Source organism: Kitasatospora sp. NPDC004615 (genome assembly GCF_042873545.1).
Classification (GTDB): domain Bacteria; phylum Actinomycetota; class Actinomycetes; order Streptomycetales; family Streptomycetaceae; genus Kitasatospora.
Genome location: NZ_JBIALQ010000008.1, coordinates 187128 through 206485, shown reverse-complemented (window position 1 = coordinate 206485; position 19358 = coordinate 187128). Strand labels below are relative to the sequence as shown.

Below are 19358 nucleotides of genomic sequence, written 5' to 3'. Positions count from 1 at the left end.
CGGAGCGCCGACCCCGCCCGCACGCTGCCCGCCGTCAGAGCCGGACCAGCACCTCGTCCAGCGGCTTGCGCTCCAGGTCCGGCACCCGGGCGTCGTCCGCCGGGTAGCCGACCGGGATCACGTACGCGGCGCGCTCCTCCTGCGGACGGTCGCAGATCTCGTTCAGGAAGCGCATCGGGCTCGGCGTGTGCGTCAGCGTCGCCAGGCCCGCCTGGTGCAGCGAGGCCAGCAGCAGGCCGACGGCGATGCCCACGCTCTCCTTCGTGTAGTACGGGCGCGGCGAGTTGGGGCCCTTGTGCACCTCGAACACCACGATCACCGCGGGCGCGTCCTCCAGGAACGGCTTGCGCCAGTCGGTGCCGATCGGGGCCAGCGCCGTCAGCCACTCCTCGGACGCCCGGTGCGCGTAGAACTCCCGCTCCTCCGCCTCGGCAGCCTCCCGCAGCCGCTGCTTGCGCTCCGGATCGGTCACCACCACGAACCGCCACGGCTGCACGTGCGCGCCGCTGGGCGCCGTCGCCGCCGTGCGGATCGCCCACTCCAGCACGCCCTCGGGCAGCGGGCGGGTCGAATAGTCGCGGACGGTGCGGCGCTGCGCCATCACCTCGTGGAAGTCCCGGCAGCGGTCCGCCGCCTGCTCGGCAGGCACACTCATCGGACGCAGGGGCACCGTCGGGAAGGACGGCGCTTCGGTGGTGGATGCACTGTCAACCATGGGCGACAGCACAGCACATGACAGGTACCCAGCGGAAGGCTCGACCTTGCCATTACTTGCCAGGCCGTGCCAGACCTGCCGGCCAGGCCGTGCCAGACCTGCCGGTCAGGTCGTGCCGGGCTGTGCCAGGGCTGCCACGACCTGTCGGTCAGGCCTCGGTGACCCGGCCGTCCGCGACCACCAGCCGCCGGTTCACCTTCACCGTGTCCAGCATCCGGCGGTCGTGGGTGACCAGCAGCAGCGTGCCGGTGTAGGAGGCCAGCGCCGACTCCAACTGCTCGATGGCGGGCAGGTCCAGGTGGTTCGTCGGCTCGTCCAGCACCAGCAGGTTCACCCCGCGGGCCTGCAACAGCGCCAGCGCCGCCCTGGTTCGCTCGCCCGGCGACAGCGTCGCGGCCGGGCGCATCACGTGCACCGCCTTCAGGCCGAACTTGGCCAGCAGGGTGCGGACGTCCTCCGGGTTCAGGTCCGGCACGGCGGCGGAGAACGCCTCCAGCAGCGGACGCCCGGCGTCGCCGCCGAACAGGTGGCCGCGGGCCTGCTCGACCTCGCCGATCTGCACGCCCGAACCGAGCGCCGCACTGCCCGAGTCCAGCTCCAGCCGGCCCAGCAGCGCCGCCAGCAGCGTCGACTTGCCCGCGCCGTTCGCGCCGGTGATCGCCACCCGGTCCGCCCAGTCGATCTGCAGATCCACCGGGCCGAACACGAAATCGCCGCGCTTGACCGACGCCTGCCGGAGCGTCGCCACCACCGAACCGGAACGCGGCGCGGCGGCGATCTCCATCCGCAGCTCCCACTCCTTGCGGGGCTCCTCCACCACGTCCAGCCGCTCGATCATCCGCTGGGTCTGGCGGGCCTTCGCGGCCTGCTTCTCGCTGGACTCGGCGCGCTGCGCACGGGCCTTCTTGTCGTTGTCGCCGCCCTTGCGCCGGGCGTTGCGGACGCCGTTGTCCATCCAGTTGCGCTGCATCTGCGCGCGCGCCTCCAGACCGGCCTTGGTGTCCGCGTACTCCTCGTACTGCTCGCGGGCGTGCCAGCGGGAGATCGCCCGCTCCTCCAGGTAGGACTCGTAGCCGCCGCCGTACAGGTTCACCTGGTGCTGGTGCAGATCCAGCTCGAGCACCCGGGTCACGGTGCGGGCCAGGAACTCGCGGTCGTGGCTGATCAGTACGGTGCCCGCGCGCAGGCCCTTGACGAACGACTCCAGGCGCTCCAGGCCGTCCAGGTCCAGGTCGTTGGTCGGCTCGTCCAGCAGGAACACGTCGTAGCGGGACAGCAGCAACGAGGCCAGGCCCGCGCGGGCCGCCTGGCCGCCGGACAGCGCCGTCATCGGCAGGTCCAGCGAAACCTTCAGACCCAGCTGGTCGGCGACCTCCTCGGCGCGTTCGTCCAGGTCCGCGCCGCCCAGGTCGAGCCAGCGGTCCAGGCTCACCGCGTACGCGTCGTCCGCGCCCGGACGGCCCTCCACCAGACCCTCGGTCGCCTCGTCCAGCGCGGCCTGCGCCGCCGCGACGCCCGTCCGGCGGGCCAGGAAGTCGCGCACCGACTCGCCCTCCCGCCGCTCCGGCTCCTGTGGCAGGTGCCCGACATTCGCCGTCGGCGGGCTCAGCTTCAGGCTGCCGCCCTCCGGCGCGTCCAGCCCGGCCAGCAGCCGCAACAGCGTGGACTTGCCCGCGCCGTTCACCCCGACCAGCCCGATCACGTCCCCGGGGGCGACGACCAGGTCCAGCCCGGCAAACAGCGTGCGCTCACCGTGGCCGGCGGCGAGGTCCTTGACGACGAGAGTGGCAGTCATGATGAATCGATTTTAGACGGAGAGCGAAGCGCTCCCGGCCGGGCCGGATGTGGGGCGTACGACACCGGGAGTTAATTCCGTTGCATCCGGCGGCGGGGGTTCCGTACGCTCGGAGGCGTCACATTCCCGCATGTCTGGAGAAGGCCGTTGCTTGTCTGAGGTCATGAGACACCGCGCCACGCCACACCCGTGTTGTTTCCGGGTTTCTTGGTGTGCGGACGCGAGTGCGACCTCGGCTGGGCAGCGATCCATGGCTCCCGTGCGGGTTCTTGCTTTCCCGTGACGGCCCTTCTCGCAGCCGCGTCCTCGGTGTCTCCCCGTGTTGTCCCCTTTTCCACGGCAACTGACGGAGGCCCTCCATGGCGCAACCCACCACCTCGATCCTCTGCACCGACCTCGGCTTCGAATGGCCCGACGGCCGCCCTGTGCTGAGCGGTTTCCATCTCGCGGTCGGCCCCGGCCGCACCGGGCTGGTCGGCCTGAACGGCGCCGGCAAGTCCACCCTGCTGCGGCTGATCGCGGGCGAGCTCACCCCGGCCTCCGGCACCGTCCGGATCGCCGGTGAACTCGCCTACCTGCCACAGGACCTGACGGTCGCGTCCGACCAGCGGGTGGACGAGACGCTCGGCATCCGGGCCAAGCGCGAGGCCCTGCACGCCATCGAGTCGGGAGACGTCGACGAGCGGCACTTCACCGCCGTCGGCGACGACTGGGACGTCGAGGAGCGCGCCCGCGCCACCCTCGACCGGCTCGGCCTGACGGGGCTGCATCTCGACCGCACCACCGGCGAACTCTCCGGTGGCCAGGCCGTTCTGCTGCACCTGGCGGCCCTGCTGCTGCGCCGCCCCGACGTGCTGCTGCTCGACGAGCCCACCAACAACCTGGACGCCCAGGCCCGGGCCCGGCTGTACGACGCGGTGTCGGCGTTCCCGGGCGTGCTGCTGCTGGTCAGCCACGACCGGGAGCTGCTGGAGCGGGTCGACCAGATCGCCGACCTGCGGGACGGCGAAGTCACCTGGTACGGCGGCAACTTCAGCGCCTACCAGGAGACCCTGGCGGCCGAGCAGGAGACCGCCGAGCGCCTGGTCCGCAACGCCGAGGCCGATGTGAAGCGGCAGAAGCGGGATCTGGTCGAGGCCAGTCAGCGGCTCGCCAAGTCCGCGGCCTACGGCAAGGCCCGCTCGGTGCGGCGCAACGACCCCAAGGCCCTGGCCGACAAGCTCCAGGGCAAGGGGGAGGAGACCGCCGGCCGGCTGCGCGGCATGCACACCGAACGCCTCAACGAGGCCAAGGAGCGGCTCGCCACCGCGGAGGAGGCGGTCCGGGACGACGCGGAGATCCGCATCGACCTGCCCCGCACCGCCGTCCCCGCCGGGCGCAGCGTGCTGCTGCTCGAACGGGTGCGGCTGGCCTACGGTGGCGCGGTCGACCTGGAGCTGCGCGGCCCCGAGCGGGTCGCCCTGATCGGCCGCAACGGCTCCGGCAAGACCACGCTGCTGCGCACCGTCGCGGGCGAACTCGCTCCCACCGAGGGCATGATCACCACGCCGGTGCCGATGCGGTACCTGCCGCAGCGCCTCGACGTGCTGGACGACGAAGCCACCGTCTTCCGGAACGTGAAGGCGCACGCCCCGGCCGCCACCGACAACGACATCCGGGCCAGGCTCGCCCGGTTCCTGTTCCGCGGCGCCCGGGCCGATCAGCCGGCCGGCACGCTCTCCGGCGGAGAGCGCTTCCGGGCGACGCTGGCGGCGCTGCTGCTGGCCGACCCGCCGCCGCAGCTGCTGCTGCTCGACGAGCCGACCAACAACCTGGATCTGGCCAGCGTCCGCCAGCTCACCCAGGCCCTCGCGGGCTACCGGGGCGCGCTGGTCGTCGCCAGCCACGACTATCCGTTCCTGCGGGAGATCGGCATCACCCGCTGGCTGGAGTGGGACGGGGGTGAGCTCCACGCGGTGGATCCGCGCTGAGCCGCTTCCTGCGGCGTCAGGCCTTGGTGACGGTCACGTCGTCGCACCAGCCGTAGCCGCTGCCGGTGCGCGCGTAGCAGTAGATGCGCGCGGTGGTGGCGGTCGGGCCGGTGGTGAAGACGGCCGAGCCCTGGCTCCAGCCCGTCGCGGTGAACGCCGCCCGGTTGCTGGAGCCGGCGGTGTCGTACTCCTTGGCGCCCAGCGACAGTTCGGTGCCGGCCGCCGACACCCGGCCCCAACCGGTCAGCCGGTAGCTGGTGAGAGGTGGACGGCCGCGCTCTGGCTGCTCGCCGGGTCGCCGGCCACCACCGGGCGGGCGGTGCCGGTACCGTAGCCCGCCAGGATGATCGGCGCGCCGGCCGTTCCGGAGCCCTGCGGCTGAAGGGTGCCGGTGCAGGTCGCGCCGCGCTTGAGCAGCAACTGGTCACCGGGCTGGAAGAGGTGCGCATTGGCGGAGGCGAGGCTGTTCCACGGGGCGGCCTGGCTGCCCGAGCCGTCGTTGGCGGCCGAACAGTCCACGTACCACGCGGTGCCGGTGGCGGCGTCCGCGGTGGCTGCCGGCAGCGCGGGGTCAGGAGGGCGGCGGCGGCCAGTGCCAGCGGCAGGGCACGCCGGAGGGAACGGTGCAGGAGCATCGTTGGGACTCCCGAGAATGGAGGGTGGGATGGGGCGCCCGTTCCGGCACCGTAGGTTGACCATGTGATCGAGTCAATACATTCAGACCTTTCGATCGAATGGCGATCGAATGATAAAAATTGATCGGGTAGTTGTCGTCGCACCGGTCGCGGCAACTGCCATCGCGGCCCGCCCGGGCCGCGGCCCGAACCAGGAGGGGACGCCATGACCGTCACGGCAGACGAACGCCGGACGCGGATCCTGCAGGTCGTGCGCGACCTCGGCACCGTCCGGGTGGTCGACCTGGCCGCCCGCCTCGGCATCCCCGCGGTCACCGTCCGCCGGGACGTCGCCGCCCTCGCCGACGCGGGCGAACTCGCCCGCTCGCACGGCTCCGTCGCCCTCCCCGACAGCGGCCCGAACGCCCGCCCCGGCCACCACGACCGGGTCATCGGCATGCTCGTCCCCACCGTCGGCTCCTACTTCGACGAAGTGATCGCCGGCGCCCGCGCCGCCGCCGCCACCGCCGGCGCCCGACTCGTCCTCGGCATCGCCGCCTACGAGGCCCGCGACGATCGCGCCCAGGTCGAGCGCCTGCTCGAATCCGGCGTCGACGGCCTGCTGCTCACCCCCAACTGGCAGCCCGGAGACCCGCTGCACCACCCCGGCGACCACCACTGGCTCGCCGAACTCCCCGTCCCCGCCGTCCTGGTGGAACGCAAGGCCGACCCCGGCAGCGCCGCCGCCGAACTCGACGCGGTCGGCTCCGACCACCGCCACGGCGTCCTGCTCGCCCTGCGCCACCTCGCCACCCTCGGCCACGACACCGTGCTGCTCGCCGCCCGCGCCGACACCTGGACGGCCCACCAGGTCCGCACCGGCTACGCCGAAGCCGGCCCGCTGCTCGGCCTGCGCACCCGCCCCGTCATCGACATGCACCGCCCCGGCACCCCCGCCGGCGTCCCCGACCCCGAATGGGTCGCCCAGCAGATCGCCGAAGCCGTCGCCGACGGCGTCCGCGCCGTCCTCGTCCACAACGACCAGGACGCCATCCAACTCCCGCCCCTGCTGCGGATCCGCGGCCTGCGCGTCCCCGAGGACGTCGCGCTGATCTCCTACGACGACGTCTTCGCCGCCCTCGCCGCACCCCCGCTCACCGCCGTCGCCCCGCCCAAGAAGTCCGTCGGCGCCACCGCCCTCGAAATCCTGCTCCGCCGCCTCGACGGCGGAGCCGGCCTGCCCGCGTACCACGTCGAACTGCTCCCCACCCTGAAGGTCCGCACCTCCTGCGGGGGCGAGGGCGGGGCCTAACGCGCTGCGGCGGGCAGGCCGAAGAGGGGGAGGCAGGGCGTGAGGCCGTCGATCGTGACGGGTGTGGTGCGGCCGGCCTCCCAGTCGGCGCGGGTCAGCCGGTACCGGTGGGACGTCACCCGGCGGCCGCGCACCACGACGTGCTCGACGCCGTCAGGCCGGTAGCCGTGCTTGCGGGAGACGGCGGACGAGGCGGGGTTGTCCGCGAACGCGGCCGAGACCGCCTCGTCGGCGCCCAGGCCCGCGAAGGCCACGTGCAGGACGGCCGCGCGCATCTCGGTGCCGATGCCCTGCCCCTGGTGCCGCGCGCCCAGCCACGATCCGGTGCTCACCTGCCGCAGCACGCCGAAGTTCCGTGCGGCGACGGTCTGCAGGCCCACCACCTGCCCGTCCGCGAGCACGGTGAGGTTGAGCGCCCAGTCGTCCGGCGCCCACGAGCCGAGCCGCCGCCAGTGGTGCTGCACCACCGAGCGGGCGCGCTCGGTGGGCGGCAGGTCCGTCCACGGGACCGTGAAGGGCATGCGGTCGGGTTCGTGGATGCCGTCCGCCGCGAGTGCCGCCAGTGCGGCCAACTCCGCGTCCCCGGGCAGCCGGAGTTCCAGCCGGGGCGTCCTCAGACGCAGGCCCAGTACGGGCCAGTGATCGATCAGCATGCGGCATTGTGCTGTGCGCCGGCGGCCCTGGGCATGTGGTTTTCGGGCCCGGGGGTGTGGGTGTGACCTGCTTGGATGACGGTATGACTGTTGAACGCGTCGCTGCGTCGCTGCCCGGGATCGCCGAACTCCAGGACCACTGCCGGACCTTGGCGGTGCTGGACGCGATCCTGCTGCCCGTCTGGCACGACCGGTACTTCAGCTACGACGCGCGGTGGGGCGCGGCGGCCGGTGAGGAGATGGCCTCGATGCGGGACGGCAGCGGCGACGAGTACTCGATCGTGTTCGGCCCCGCTGGCGCGTACGTGCGCGGGTTCGCGCACGAGACGGAGATGAGCCCGTACCGCGACGAGGACCACGAGGTGTGGCCCGGCGTGCTGGACGAGGTACCCGCCGCGTTCGCCGCGCAGGTCGCCGAACCGGCGTTCAGCGACGAGAACGGCACCCCCGCAGTGACTGCCTGCCTGTGGCGCGAGACCGCCGACGGGGCGTGGAAGCACGGCACGATCGACTTCCCGGCCGGGCCCGATCCCGACGGCGCGGACGGCCTGTTCGCACTGCTGACGGACCGCCGGCCCGAGGCGTACCACGCGCACGCCGAGGACTACCTGGAGGAGGAGATCGACCTGGCGGCCGTCCGCGCCGTCTTCGCCGGCGAGCCGCTGACGGACGACCTGGTGGCCGCCCTCAACCCCGAACTGGCCCTGGCGGACCTGGCGGACGACCTGGCCGAGATCGGTGCCGGGGGCTCGTCGCAGCCGCCGCGGTAGGGAAGACTGCGGGGATGCCAGCTCCCGGCCCGCGCGCCACCGTCGAAGAGATCCACGCCCACCTGGTGGAGCGGACCAACCTTGCGCTGCGCCGGATCGTGATCTACGGGGGCGAGAGCGTCCTTCGGATGATGATCGACCACCTGCTGTTCGTCGAGCGCAGGCCCGAGGAACTCACCCGGCAGCAGCGGGAATGGGAGACCCGGGGCGTCTGGACGTGCCGAGGCGTTGTCGGCGCGTTCCGGGAGGTGCTCCCCGGGCAGGAGGAGCAATATGCGGCCTCCTCGGTGTACGCCGAATTCGCGCACCGCTGCGGCTGGTTGGAGCCGGACCGGGTGCTCACGGAGGACGAGTACGCGACGCTGGCGGGCCGGGCCCGCGCATGGGCGCGGGAGGACCGGACCTGGCCGGAGGTGACGGCGGAGTTCGGGCCGCCGTCGGTGCAGTTCGGCGGGACCAACCCGCTGTACGGCAAGACGCTCGGCTACCTCGGCGCGGACCCCCGGCTGCCGATGGTGTCCTTCCACCTGGGCAACGGCGAGGCAGGGCAGTGGCCCCCGCCGTACGAACAGCCGCTGCTGCTGGCGGTGCGCTTCGGCGAGGGGCCGTTCCTGGAGTCGTTCACCTTCACGCCGGAGGGCGAGCGGCGGCGGGCGGTGCCCGAGCCGGACGAGTTCTAGTGCCGGACTAGTTGAGCTGCTGGCTGGCGAACAGCTCCAGGTGGCCGCACTGCGGGCAGCGGTAGGCGTCGATCTGGAAGCGGGTGCGGCCCATTCGCTTGGCTCCGCCGAACAGGCCGCGTTCCAGTGGGCCCGCGATCCAGCGGGCGTCGCCGCGGCTGTGCTCGCCGGTGTCCTCGATGAAGCCCTGGTCGAGTCCGGGATTCCCGCAGTGGGTGCACTTCAAGTCCTTTGTCACGGCGGGATTTTAGGCCCGGCTCGAGGGCTAAATTCGGGTGACCCTGCCCCATGGCAACAGTGACACTGACGCCGTGACTGTTTCCGCACTGCCTCACCTGCTCCGGCCGCGTGCGCTGAGGCCCGGAGATCTCGTCGTCATCGCCGCGCTGTCCGGTCCGCTGCCCGCCGCCCACGAACCCAACGTCGAGCGGACGGTGGCGGTGTTCGAGCGGATGGGATTCCGCGTGCGCCGGGCTCCGCTGCTCGAAGTGGGCCGCCGTCGCTGGTGGAGCGCGGCCACGCCGGCGGAGATCGCCGGGGAGCTCAACGGTCTGCTGCGCGATCCCGAGGTGCGCGCGATCGTCGCGAGCGACGGCGGTCAGACGGCGCTCGGCTACCTCGACCTGATCGACGTCGAGGCGATCCGGGCCGACCCGAAGCCGATCCTCGGCTACAGCGACATCTCACTCCTGCACCTGGTGCTCCACGCGCGCACCGGTCTGGTCGGGTTCCACGCCGACATGGCCGTCCCCGGCTTCGGTGGCTGCTGGCCGTCCGCGTCCGTGGCGCGCCAGGCGGAACTCGAGAAGCTCTACTTCGACCTACTGACCGGGACCGGGGCGATCGGCGTGCTGCCCGCCAGCCCGTCCTGGGAGTGCTGGCGGCCGGGTCGTGCCGAAGGCCGACTGATCGGCGGGGTGATCAACCGCATCGTGCTGGCGCAGGCAACGCCGTTCGCGCTGCCGCTCGAACAGTACGACGGGGCGGTGCTGTTCTGGGAGGAGTTCGGCGGCCCGGCCTCGTACGTGTGGAGCTACCTGCAGGTGATGCGGTACAGCGGCATCCTCGACCGGATCTCCGGCATGGTCGTGGGCGTCCCGCGCGAGATCGGCGGACTCGAGCCCGGCGCGTCCCCGACCCTGCGTGAGATCGTCCTCGACGTCCTCGGCGACCGTGACATCCCGGTCCTGGGCAACGTCGACTTCGGCCACGCCGGTCCGAACCTGCCGATGCCGGTGGGCATTCGCGCCGGCCTCGACGCGGAGCGGCGGACGCTGTCGCTGCTCGAACCGGCGGTGGGGGCGCCTACGCTCAGCGCTGACCGATCGTGAAGGCGGCACCCGGCGCGGCGTACTCGACCGGGCCCGGGTAGCGGGGACGCGGCGTGGGTGAGTGCGCGATCGTGGCACTCGGTCAGCCGGCCGGGCGGCGGCGGTGGGCCCGTTGGCGGCAGGTGGGTCCGCAGTAGCGCGGCGGGCGGCCGGTGGGGCGGGGCGTGAGTGCGGTGCCGCACTCCTCGCAGCGGGCGTTCAGCGCGTCACGAAAGGGCGGATGTTCCGTGACGGGCGTGGACGGCCGCAGGCCGTCCAGGGCGAGCCGGACGAGAGCGAGGCCGGCCTGGCGGTCGCGGCGCGCGGTGAGCATCGCGGTGCACCCGACGGCGAACGAGGCGACGCCTTCGGGGTCGAGGTCGGGACGGGCGCCGCCCGCCCGCTGGGCGGCGTGGAGCAGGGCGGTCAGCACCTGGCGGAACCGCTGCACGGCCGCCGTGAGCACCGGGCGCGGCCAGCTCGGGTCGGCGGTCACCAGGTCGCAGACCGGTCCGCGCCGCTGGGACGTCTCGACGACCTCCAGCAGGAACCCGAAGAACGCCTCGGTGGGCGGGAGTTGGGCCAGCCGCCGCTCCCCGGAGGCGATCAGGTCGCTCAGGTGCTGGGCGTGCACCGCCTCCAGGAGGGCCTGCTTGCTCGGGAAATGCCGGTATATGGTGCCCGCGCCGACACCGGCCAGGCGGGCGATGTCGCCGAGCGGGACGTCGAGCCCGTGTTCGGCGAACGCCTCCCCGGCGGCGGACAGCACCTTCGCCCGATTGCGGCGGGCGTCGGCCCGGTCGCCGCCGTCGATCACTGCGGTCATGTCACGAAACCCCTTGTGCCCTCGGAGTCAACCGGGTTGGAGTGTCTCAGATAGCTCGGGCCGAGCACACCCATCCGCAACCGGGCCCGGGCGAGAGGGAGGACCGCATGACCACCGAAACCGTTCGGGGCGTCGTTGCCGTGACCGGCGCCACCGGGAAGCAGGGCGGCGCGACCGCCCGCCGCCTGCTGGCCGCCGGCCGGCCGGTGCGCGCGCTGGTACGGGACCGCACCGCACCCGCCGCCGTCGCGCTCGCGGACGCCGGGGCCGAACTGGCCGTCGCGGACTTCGACGATCCGGCCGGCCTCGAACCGGCGCTGGCCGGCGCCACCGCACTGTTCGCCGTGCCGCCGGTCGCCTACGGACCGTCAGGCAGCGACGACGAACTGGAGTTCACCCGCGGCCGGGTCCTCGCCGACGCGGCAGCCGCCACCGGCATCCGCCAAGCGGTGTTCACCGGCGTCGCCTCGACCTCCGGCGCGGCGTTCGCCGCACCCGGGAAGCGGCGCATCGAGGAGTACCTGCACGAGCGGATCCCGCTGGTGACCGTCCTGCGGCCGGTCCGTTTCATGACCAACTACCTCGGCATGAACGGCCTCGCCCTCGACGGCATCGTCAACGGCGTCCACCGGCACCTCTTCACGCCGAACCAGCCCCTCCAAATCATCGCCCTGGAAGACATCGCCGAATTCGCGGCCCTGGCCTTCGACCAGCCGGACCGTTTCGCCGGACGCACCCTGGAACTCGCCGGGGACGCCCCGACACCGGTCGAAGCCGCCGCCGCGATCACCGCCGCGACCGGAATCGCCGTGCGTTACCAGCAACTCACCCACGACGAAGCGACCGCACTGAACCCCGGCTTTGCCCAGGTCCGCCGGCAGTGGGACGCCGGACACCGCTGGCGCGCCGACATCGAGGCCCTGCGGGTCATCCACCCCGGACTGCGCACGTTCACGGACTGGCTCACCGAGACCGGCGCCGCCGCACTTCGCACCCAGCTGCTCGGCGCCCCGTAGCGGTAGACGTGGCAACGCGGGCGGCCCGGGTGACGTTGACCGAAACTCGTCGACTTCCCCTATGCGGCGGGGTTCGTGGGCAGGAGTCGGGCGAGCCAGTCAGTGCGGGTTCGGCGGGCTGTGGCCGAGATGTGTGCCTGCGGGTACAGGGCGTCGAATCCGTGGAAGCCGCCTGCCCAGACGTGGAGTTCGGCCTGGCCGCCGGCCGCCCAGATGCGGGTGGCGTAGTCGGTGTCCTCGTCGCGGAAGACTTCGGCGGAGCCGGTGTCGATGTAGGTGGTCGGCAGGCCCGCGAGGTCGTCGGCCAGGGCGGGCGAGACGTATGCGGGTACCTCGTCGTCGGTGAGGTCGCCGAGGAGGCAGCGCCACCCGAATCCGTTCATCTCGCGGGTCCAGACGCCGGGCCCGTTCGAGTACTGGAGGCTGGAGGCGGTGGTGTTGCGGTGGTCGAGCATGGGGCCGATCAGGACTTGGGCGGCGATCGCCGGGGTGCCGAGGTCGCGGGCCAGCAGGGTGACGCCGGCGGCGAGGCCGCCGCCCGCGCTGGCGCCTGCGACGATGATCCGGGCGGGGTCGATGCCCAGTTCTTCGGAGTGTTCGGCGATCCAGAGCAGTCCCTGGTAGCAGTCGTCGACCGGGATGGTACCGGTGGACTCGGGCGCGAGCCGGTAGTCGACGGAGACCACGACGGCGCCGAACTCGTCGAGCCACTCCAGCGGGATGTCGATCTGTGAGAAGCGGTCGCCCATGACCATCCCGCCGCCGTGCATCCAGTAGACGCAGGGTGCGGCTGTGGCGCGATCGGTGGTCGCGGGGCTGAAGACGGACAGGGGGATCGGGGTGCCGTCCGGACTCGCAGCGGTGACCTCGCGCCGGTCGATCGCGCGACCTTCCATGAGGGGTTCGACGGGCATCGAGGAGAAGGGGCGTACCTGCGCCAGCACTTCCGGGCTGAGCTGGGACATCAGCGGCATGTCGGCCAGGAGTTCATGCAGTTCGGGGTCGAGGGAGGGGCGTGCCGTGGTCATGGTCGTTGCCTTTCATGGATGGTGGCGGACGGTCGGGCGAGGACGGAGGTCGCCTCGGCGGGACCGAGGCGGCAGAGGCTGGGGTGCGGGGTGTTCGGCGGGTCAGAAGGCGGCCTTGCCGCGGACCGGCACGTAGTCGGTGTACTCGGACTCCTTGGCCAGCAGTCCGCCGATCTGCGCCACGATGGCCTGGGCGGCCTCGCCGGCGAAGATCCGCTGGTGGTCCTCCTCGCTGGTCCAGCCCTCGGTGACGTGGACGACGTCGGGGGCGGACGCGGACCGGGAGACGAGGTAGACCACGCAGTACTCGCTCGCGCCGGGGCTGCCCTCGTGCAGGCCGGTCAGCAGCAGGTCGACGAGCCGGTCGCCCATTCCGGGCCTGGCGGTCAGCGTGGCGTTGAAACCGTACGTGGCAATCATGGAGGCCTTTTTCTGCGTTGATGGAGTGCGGTGATTCCATTCAATCGCCGTGACCTGCGTAAACGTTAGAACGATGCTCGCTGGCACTTGCACGATCCTCGCGAGTACGGGAATTTCAGCACAGAACAGTGCTGCAATGGACGCATGCACCTCGAAGAGCTCCGCACCCTGCTGGCCCGGCATGCCCGGCCCGACTGGACCACCGCCATCGACGGCGTCCTCATCTCCAAGGTCGACCGGCCGGATCCGCCGGCGCCCTCGATGTCCGGCACGGTGCTCGCAGTCATCGCCCAGGGCGCCAAACGCCTCGCGCTAGGCGACCGGGTCTACGCGTACGGCGCCGGGCAGTACCTGGTCGCATCCGTCGACCTGCCCGTCACCGGACAGTTCACCCAGGCCGCCCCCGCGCAGCCGGCCCTCGGCTTCGGCCTCACGCTGGAACCGTCCGCCGTCGCCGAACTGCTACTGCAAGCCGGTCCCGGCGACATCCCCCGCCCCGCCGCAGGCACTCCGTCGGGGATCGTCGTCAGCGACGCCCCGCCCGCGTTGCTCGACGCGGTGGTCCGGCTACTGCGCCTGCTCGACGAGCCCAGCGACCGCGCCGTACTGGCCCCGCTGGTCAAACGCGAGATCCTGTGGCGCCTGATCACCGGCGAGCAGGGCGCGACGGTGCGCCAGCTCGGCCTCGCCGACAGCGGCCTCAGCCATGTCGCCCGGGCGGTGCGCTGGATCCGCGAGCACTACGCCGAGCCCTTCCGGGTCGCGGACGTGGCACGGCTGTCCGGGATGAGCGTCTCCGCGTTCTACCGCAACTTCCAGGCGGTGACCGCGATGAGCCCCATCCAGTTCCAGAAACAGATCCGGCTCCAGGAGGCCCGGCTGCTGCTCGCCACCCACCCGGGCGACGTCACCGGAGTCGGCCACCGCGTCGGCTACGACAACCCGTCGCAGTTCAGCCGTGAGTACCGCCGCCAGTTCGGCGCACCCCCGAGCCGGGACGCGGCCCGCCTGCGAAGCACTGCAGGCGTCCTTCCTTGAGCGGCCGGACCATGAGGGAGGATCGTGCAAGACGAAGCGACAATAATTCTACTATTCCAGCAGGTCAGAGCGATTCAATGGGATCACCGGTTCTTCCGCGGGGCAGGAAAATGCCTGTCCATTCGCGGATCCCACTACATCGCAAGGATCACCGCATGAAGACAGTTCTGATCACTGGTGCCTCATCCGGATACGGACGGGAGACCGCCCTGTACTTCCACTCGCAGGGGTGGAACGTCATCGCCACGATGCGGGCGCCGCGTGCGGGCGTCCTGCCCGAGTCGGACCGGCTCCGCGTCGTCGAGCTCGACGTGACCAAGCCCCAGAGCATCACGGCCGCGTTCGAGGCGGCCGGGCCCGTCGACGTCCTGGTCAACAACGCGGGCGTCCCGTCGATCAGCGTGTTCGAGGGCACCCCCATGGCCCGAGTGCGGGAAGTCTTCGAAACCAACACGTTCGGCGTGATGGCGACGACGCAGGCGGTGCTGCCCCAGTTCCGCGAGCGCGGCTCCGGCGTGGTGGTCAACGTGACCTCCAGCGTGGTGCTGGGCCACATGCCGCTCTCGGCCGTCTACAAGGCAAGCAAGATGGCCATCGAGGGGTTCACCGCATCCCTCGCGCTCGAGCTCGCGCCCTTCGGTGTGCAGGCCAAGACGGTCGAGCCGGGCGCCTGCCTGACGACGAACTTCGCGGCCAACGCGACGAAGGGCGCCTCGCTGGACGAGCTGGTCCCGGCGCCCTACGCACCATGGGCGAAGAAGGCCATGGGCGACTTCACGGGCCAGGACCTGTTCACCAAGGAGAGCGACGTCGCCGAGACAGTGTGGCGAGCCGTGCACGACACGACCGGCCAGCTGCGATTCCCCGCCGGCCCCGACGCGGTCTCGCTCTCCCAGGCGAAGTGATCAGCCGGCAGGCAAGGTCACGCCGAACTGACACCAGGAGCCGGCCCCGCGCCCACGCACCGGGTCGGCTCGCCGTCGGGCGCTCACCCCGATGAACGGAAGATCTTGCGGGCGAGCGCGTGGCGGCCTTCCTGCAGGTTGGCTCCCGTCCACCGAGGCGACCAGACCGCCGCCCCACGCTTGCGCGAGCGGGACCGACGCCTGGTCCGCGCCGGTCCAGGGACTGAGCGGGGGACCGTCGGGCCGGGCTGTCCAGGGGAGCCGGTGTGCGACTCAGTCACCCACGAAGCACAGGTAGCTGCCCGGCGTTGCCGCGCACGCTTCCAGCAGCCCGTCAAGGTCGAGGAGGGCGGCCCGCTGCCGCTCGTCGGCGCAGCCGCGGAGCAGGACGGTGACCTCCTGGCGAGCGACTTCGGCCTCCTGCTCGTTGAACAGGGTGTCCCCGTACGGGTCGACCCGGCCCAACTTGCCGGACCCGTGGCGGACGAGCGCACTCAGCGCATCCGCGAGCGCGTCGCCGTGTTCGTAGGACCCGCGGAGCAACGTAGCCCGGGACGGACCCTTGCGCGGTCTCTCCGAGTGCAGTTCGAGCTCGATTCCCATGACTCTCCAGTGATCACCGTGTGCGTCCGCCAGTAGATCACCTGTCGTGTGCGCGGGATTGCGGCAGGACGCGCCAGGCCGCTTCCAGCGGCAGCACATGGCCGGTCATCGATCGGATGTCGTGCTCGAGGGTGGCGCGGGAGCGCAGGGTCGGGAGGTGGTGGGTGCTGTAGTGCTGGTGGGCGGCGGAGTTGGACCAGAGGGTTGTGACCAGGTGGCGGTGCGCATCGAGTCGGGTGACGGTTCCGGCCAGCATGCCCCCGGCTGCGGCCATGCCCGGGGCCCACACGGTGCGTTGGACTTCGAGGAAGTGCTCCTCGCGGCCGGGCAGCAGCCGGCAGTCGGCGACCCGTAGGAGAGTGGCGCGTTCGAGGGCGTGCGGGAGGTCGGCGGCGTCTCCTGCCATTTCGAGGACGGTCTCGCCGGTGGCGACGTCGATCTCGGTGTAGGTGGTGTTCTGCTGGTTGCCGGCGACGACGGCGTCGTGTCGCTCGTGCATGAACGATCGGTAGGCCTCGGCGTCTGTCCACAGCCCCAGTAGGTGGGCTCGGCCCGTGGCCGGGTCCCAGCCGCCCAGCTGGCCGACCAGGCCCGGCTGGTCGCTGATCGTCGACCAGGCGGCCTGCGCGGTGAAGAACTGCTCGCGCGCAGCAGCCGGCACCGTGCAACCGATCCACTTGCCCCACATACGCATCCTTCCTCCCAGCCGGACTGGCACAAAAAATGATCGGCCGCGGACCACGGTCGGCGTCAATCAGCCTATCGGTGCGGGTAGTTCGGGCCAGCGGCGTACGTCGCCACGCGCGAGCTCGGCGTCAGGCCGTGAGGTGGGACGTCAAGTAGGCCTGGCCGTCGGCGAGTTGGGGGGCAAAGGAGGCGGCGGTGGGGTGCCAGGGGGCTTCGTACTCCCAGGAGATCCAGGTGTCGGCGGGGAGTTGGGCCAGGCAGGCGGGGAGGGGGAGGACACCCGTGCCGAGGGGGAGAGGGGTGAGATCTTCGGCGGAGGCGACGTCCTTGACCTGGACGTAGCCGAGACGGGGGGCGAGCAGGCGGTAGGAGTCGGTGGGGGTCTCGCCGGAGAGCCAGGTGTGCATGACGTCCCAGAGGGCGCCGACGGCGGGGTGCGGGGTGGCGGCGAGAAGGGCGGCGAGGGCGGCGCCGGAGCGGTGGGAGTCGTGCGTCTCGACCAGGATGGTGACGCCCAAGTCGACTGCGGTGTCGGCGAGTTCGAGCAGTCGGTGGGCGGCGGTGCGGGTGCCTTCGGTGGCGTCGGCGCCGCCGCGTGGGAAGACGCGGACGTACGGGGCGCCCAGGTCGGCCGCGAGGTGCAGGTGGGCGAGCAGGTCGGCGAGGACGGGGGCGTCCGGGCCGGGCTCGGCGATGCCGACGTACGAGGCGACGGTGAGTGGGGTGACGGCTGCAGCGGTGAACTGGCGGGCGGCGGCGCGACGTTCGGCGGAGTTCAGGCCGGTGTGGACGGGTTCGCCCGGGGCGGCGCGGAGTTCGAGGCCGTCGTAGCCGTGGTCGGCGGCGAGAGCGAGGACGGCGGGGAGGGGGTGGGCGGGGAGGCCGAGAGTGGAAAAGGCGAGGGGCATGGGTTCCTCGGGGTGGGTGGTCGCTGTTTTCGGGCGGGGGAGGGGTGGCGCGGAGAAGCGTCAGGAGGCAGGCGGGAGCGGGCAGTTGGTGGTCGTCCCGTCCGGCCAGGTGATGGTGATGACGTCATCGGCGAGGGCGAAGGCGAGGGCCGTGAGCGCGGGCAGGGAGCCGGCGGCGGCCGTGAGGCGGGCAGCGGTGGCGAAGAGGCCGGTGGTGATGGTGCCGTGCAGGTGGGGGGTGGTGGCGGTGGGGCCGAAGGCGGTGCCGTCGGGGGTGGGGGTGGTGGTGGCGGTGGTCCAGCCGTGGAGGGCGAGGAGTTCGGTGTGGAGGTGGTCGTCGGCGGTGATCTGCGCGTGGCGCCCGGTAACGCGGGAACGGGCGCCGGTGACCGCCCAGCCGCCCTCGCGGACGGCCGTGCCGGCCGTCGCGCCGCGTACGACGTGCACCCGGACTTCGTCGGCGCCGTGGGCGAGGGTGAGTGAGGTGACGGTGATGCCGGGCAGTTCAGCGCTGCGGTGCCGGGGCCGGTGCGAGGACGCGGCCCAACCGCAGGCGCCCAGGCGGCCCGCGCCGAGGGGGGTGATGGGGCCGCGTTCGCTCGGCTCGCCGTCGAGCAGCAGCGCGAAGTGGTTGTCGCCGGCGGTGCCCGGTCCGGTGCGGGTGGAGTGGGCGAGGCGGGAGTAGAGGGGGTTGTCGGCGACGGGCTCGTCCGCGGGCTGGTCGTCGCTGCCGTGGTTGTGCAGGCGGACGAGGCCGTCGGCGGCGGTGGACTGGATCAGCCAGCCGGGGGCGGGCAGGGGGGTGACGGCGTCGGCGGTTTCGGCGGGGGAGGGGGTTTCGGGGGCGGTCCAGACGGGGTGGTCGGGCGGGAGCAGCAGGCCGAGGAAGCCGCCGGAGGCCCAGTAGGGGGAGGCGGGGCCGGAGTAGGGCTGGACGATCGGCGGGTAGGGGCCGTGCCAGCCGAGGGTGAGCAGGCCGTGGTCGTCGAGGGCGTCGCGGTCGAGGAAGTAGCGGAGGGCGCCGGAGGCGAGCCGGCGGGTGGTGCCGGGGTCGAGGGGGGTGGTGCCGAGCAGGGCGCCGGCCCAGAGCGGGGCGGCGGCGGCGAACCGGTAGCTGAGTGAGCGTCCCTGGTGGATGGGTGCGCCGTTGCGGTCGAACAGCCGGGAGTAGTCGGCGAGGTAGGCGTGCAGGCGGCTCCCGTAGCGGGCGGTGAGTGCGGGGTCGGCGGCGAGGTGGGCGTGCAGGGCGGGGTAGAGGTGCAGGGCCCAGCCGTTGTAGTGGTCGATGGCGCGGGGGCGGCCGTCGGTGTACCAGCCGTCGCCGAGGTACCAGCGGTCGATGCGTTCGAGGCCGCGGTCGATGGCGGCGTTGGCGGCGTCGGTGTCGATGCCGGTTTCGGCGAGGAAGCCGCCGACGGTGAACGGGAACAGCCACCAGTTGTTGTCGACGGGCTGGTGGTGCAGGGCCTGGGCGAGCCAGGCGCCGGCGCGTTCCTGGACGGCGGGGTCGAGGCGGTCCCAGAGCCAGCGGCGGGTGAGGCGCAGGCCGATGGCGACGGAGGCGGCTTCCACCATGGGCTGGCCGCGGTCGGTGATGGCGCCCCAGGAGGTGAGGTCGCCGTCGCTGAGGTTTCGTTCGGTGGTGGGGGTGCGGGTGCCGGCGGCGAGGCCTTCGGCGTAGCGCTCCAGCAGGTTGGTGGGGTCGGCGCCGCCGGCGCCGGCGACTCGGATCGCGGCGAGCAGGAAGGTGCGGGCGTAGCCTTCCAGGCCGTCCGAGCGGGGGCCGGACCAGCTGGGGCGGGTGCCGGGGAGGTTGATCAGGGCGTTGGCCGGCCCGGCGTAGGGGCGGACGGCGGCCAGCAGGTGGTCGGCGGCGCCTTCCCAGTGGGCCCTGGTCCAGCCGGTGTGCGGGCTGAGCGCGCGGTCTTCCGGCGGGAGGGGGAGCGGGTGCGGCATGGCGGCCTCGGTTCCTGTGTGGGCACGGCTGGGCACTGGGGCTACCGGCCGACCCTAGGAAGAGGCGATCACCCCGTCAAGAATCGGTGATCGAATGATCCCCTTGATCCGATTGTGACCTCCGAGAAAACGCCGAAAACTCAAGGTGAACG

At 72.2% G+C, this 19358-nt stretch carries 21 protein-coding genes; 8 read left to right on the top strand and 13 right to left on the bottom strand.

Translation table 11 applies throughout. From position 1 onward, the window contains the following. Nucleotides 1-34 precede the first annotated feature (34 nt). On the bottom strand, nucleotides 35-715 hold the full coding sequence (locus ACFYS8_RS27160) for a nitroreductase family protein (protein ID WP_387645523.1): 681 nt from the start codon (nucleotides 713-715) through the stop codon (nucleotides 35-37). A gap of 148 nt (nucleotides 716-863) precedes the next feature. Then, a complete protein-coding gene (locus ACFYS8_RS27155; RefSeq protein ID WP_387645522.1) occupies nucleotides 864-2510 on the bottom strand; it encodes an ABC-F family ATP-binding cassette domain-containing protein in 1647 nt (548 codons plus the stop codon). 359 nt (nucleotides 2511-2869) lie between these two features. Between ACFYS8_RS27155 and ACFYS8_RS27150 the strand changes: the two genes are divergently transcribed. Then, nucleotides 2870-4480: an ABC-F family ATP-binding cassette domain-containing protein gene (locus tag ACFYS8_RS27150; RefSeq protein WP_387645520.1), complete on the top strand. Its 1611-nt coding sequence runs from the start codon at nucleotides 2870-2872 to the stop codon at nucleotides 4478-4480. 16 nt (nucleotides 4481-4496) lie between these two features. On the opposite strand, the gene ACFYS8_RS27145 is transcribed toward ACFYS8_RS27150, so the two are convergent. Together ACFYS8_RS27145 and ACFYS8_RS27140 are read right to left on the bottom strand one after the other, a co-directional pair. After that, nucleotides 4497-4709, bottom strand: a complete 213-nt coding sequence (locus ACFYS8_RS27145) for a hypothetical protein (RefSeq protein WP_387645518.1) — start codon at nucleotides 4707-4709, stop codon at nucleotides 4497-4499. Nucleotides 4710-4723: 14 nt separating this feature from the next. Beyond that, the gene (locus ACFYS8_RS27140; RefSeq protein WP_387645516.1) at nucleotides 4724-4999 is read right to left on the bottom strand and encodes a hypothetical protein; all 276 of its coding nucleotides are present in this window, start codon (nucleotides 4997-4999) and stop codon (nucleotides 4724-4726) included. 321 nt (nucleotides 5000-5320) lie between these two features. Here ACFYS8_RS27140 and ACFYS8_RS27135 point away from each other — a divergent pair, with 321 nt between their 5' ends. After that, nucleotides 5321-6406: a substrate-binding domain-containing protein gene (locus ACFYS8_RS27135; RefSeq protein WP_387645514.1), complete on the top strand. Its 1086-nt coding sequence runs from the start codon at nucleotides 5321-5323 to the stop codon at nucleotides 6404-6406. Here the strand turns inward: ACFYS8_RS27135 and ACFYS8_RS27130 are convergent. Next, the gene (locus tag ACFYS8_RS27130; protein WP_387645511.1) at nucleotides 6403-7059 is read right to left on the bottom strand and encodes a GNAT family N-acetyltransferase; all 657 of its coding nucleotides are present in this window, start codon (nucleotides 7057-7059) and stop codon (nucleotides 6403-6405) included. The two genes, ACFYS8_RS27135 and ACFYS8_RS27130, sit on opposite strands and share 4 nt — an antisense overlap. Before the next feature lie 83 nt (nucleotides 7060-7142). On the opposite strand from ACFYS8_RS27130, the gene ACFYS8_RS27125 reads away from it, so the two are divergent. Together ACFYS8_RS27125 and ACFYS8_RS27120 are read left to right on the top strand one after the other, a co-directional pair. Continuing rightward, a complete protein-coding gene (locus ACFYS8_RS27125; protein WP_387645508.1) occupies nucleotides 7143-7829 on the top strand; it encodes a hypothetical protein in 687 nt (228 codons plus the stop codon). A gap of 14 nt (nucleotides 7830-7843) precedes the next feature. Next, on the top strand, nucleotides 7844-8509 hold the full coding sequence (locus ACFYS8_RS27120; RefSeq protein ID WP_387645505.1) for a hypothetical protein: 666 nt from the start codon (nucleotides 7844-7846) through the stop codon (nucleotides 8507-8509). 7 nt (nucleotides 8510-8516) lie between these two features. Here ACFYS8_RS27120 and ACFYS8_RS27115 read toward each other — a convergent pair whose 3' ends face one another. After that, nucleotides 8517-8747 carry a hypothetical protein gene (locus ACFYS8_RS27115; protein WP_387645502.1) on the bottom strand — a complete coding sequence of 77 codons (231 nt, stop codon included), beginning with the start codon at nucleotides 8745-8747 and terminating at the stop codon, nucleotides 8517-8519. A 73-nt stretch (nucleotides 8748-8820) separates the two neighbouring features. On the opposite strand from ACFYS8_RS27115, the gene ACFYS8_RS27110 reads away from it, so the two are divergent. Beyond that, on the top strand, nucleotides 8821-9840 hold the full coding sequence (locus tag ACFYS8_RS27110; protein WP_387645500.1) for an LD-carboxypeptidase: 1020 nt from the start codon (nucleotides 8821-8823) through the stop codon (nucleotides 9838-9840). Nucleotides 9841-9922: 82 nt separating this feature from the next. Here the strand turns inward: ACFYS8_RS27110 and ACFYS8_RS27105 are convergent, their stop codons facing one another. Further along, complete coding sequence (locus ACFYS8_RS27105; protein WP_387645497.1) at nucleotides 9923-10645, bottom strand: TetR/AcrR family transcriptional regulator; 723 nt, start codon at nucleotides 10643-10645, stop codon at nucleotides 9923-9925. A 107-nt stretch (nucleotides 10646-10752) separates the two neighbouring features. Here ACFYS8_RS27105 and ACFYS8_RS27100 point away from each other — a divergent pair, with 107 nt between their 5' ends. Further along, on the top strand, nucleotides 10753-11661 hold the full coding sequence (locus tag ACFYS8_RS27100; RefSeq protein ID WP_387645494.1) for an NmrA family NAD(P)-binding protein: 909 nt from the start codon (nucleotides 10753-10755) through the stop codon (nucleotides 11659-11661). A 59-nt stretch (nucleotides 11662-11720) separates the two neighbouring features. Here the strand turns inward: ACFYS8_RS27100 and ACFYS8_RS27095 are convergent, their stop codons facing one another. Together ACFYS8_RS27095 and ACFYS8_RS27090 are read right to left on the bottom strand one after the other, a co-directional pair. After that, the gene (locus ACFYS8_RS27095) at nucleotides 11721-12689 is read right to left on the bottom strand and encodes an alpha/beta hydrolase (RefSeq protein WP_387645491.1); all 969 of its coding nucleotides are present in this window, start codon (nucleotides 12687-12689) and stop codon (nucleotides 11721-11723) included. Nucleotides 12690-12791: 102 nt separating this feature from the next. Further along, on the bottom strand, nucleotides 12792-13109 hold the full coding sequence (locus tag ACFYS8_RS27090; RefSeq protein WP_387645488.1) for a putative quinol monooxygenase: 318 nt from the start codon (nucleotides 13107-13109) through the stop codon (nucleotides 12792-12794). 144 nt (nucleotides 13110-13253) lie between these two features. Here ACFYS8_RS27090 and ACFYS8_RS27085 point away from each other — a divergent pair, with 144 nt between their 5' ends. Further along, nucleotides 13254-14147: an AraC family transcriptional regulator N-terminal domain-containing protein gene (locus ACFYS8_RS27085; RefSeq protein ID WP_387645485.1), complete on the top strand. Its 894-nt coding sequence runs from the start codon at nucleotides 13254-13256 to the stop codon at nucleotides 14145-14147. 155 nt (nucleotides 14148-14302) lie between these two features. Further along, nucleotides 14303-15052, top strand: a complete 750-nt coding sequence (locus tag ACFYS8_RS27080) for an SDR family oxidoreductase (RefSeq protein WP_387645482.1) — start codon at nucleotides 14303-14305, stop codon at nucleotides 15050-15052. A gap of 273 nt (nucleotides 15053-15325) precedes the next feature. Here ACFYS8_RS27080 and ACFYS8_RS27075 read toward each other — a convergent pair whose 3' ends face one another. The 4 genes from ACFYS8_RS27075 to ACFYS8_RS27060 all read right to left on the bottom strand — a co-directional run bounded on the left by ACFYS8_RS27075 (nucleotide 15326) and on the right by ACFYS8_RS27060 (nucleotide 19206). Then, a complete protein-coding gene (locus tag ACFYS8_RS27075) occupies nucleotides 15326-15655 on the bottom strand; it encodes a hypothetical protein (protein WP_387645479.1) in 330 nt (109 codons plus the stop codon). Between the two features lie 37 nt (nucleotides 15656-15692). Further along, on the bottom strand, nucleotides 15693-16349 hold the full coding sequence (locus ACFYS8_RS27070) for a DUF4937 domain-containing protein (RefSeq protein ID WP_387645476.1): 657 nt from the start codon (nucleotides 16347-16349) through the stop codon (nucleotides 15693-15695). 121 nt (nucleotides 16350-16470) lie between these two features. After that, entirely contained in the window at nucleotides 16471-17250 is a 780-nt protein-coding gene (locus ACFYS8_RS27065) for a sugar phosphate isomerase/epimerase family protein (protein ID WP_387645473.1), read from the bottom strand. Between the two features lie 60 nt (nucleotides 17251-17310). Continuing rightward, nucleotides 17311-19206, bottom strand: a complete 1896-nt coding sequence (locus ACFYS8_RS27060; protein ID WP_387645470.1) for a DUF2264 domain-containing protein — start codon at nucleotides 19204-19206, stop codon at nucleotides 17311-17313. Nucleotides 19207-19358: the final 152 nt, after the last annotated feature.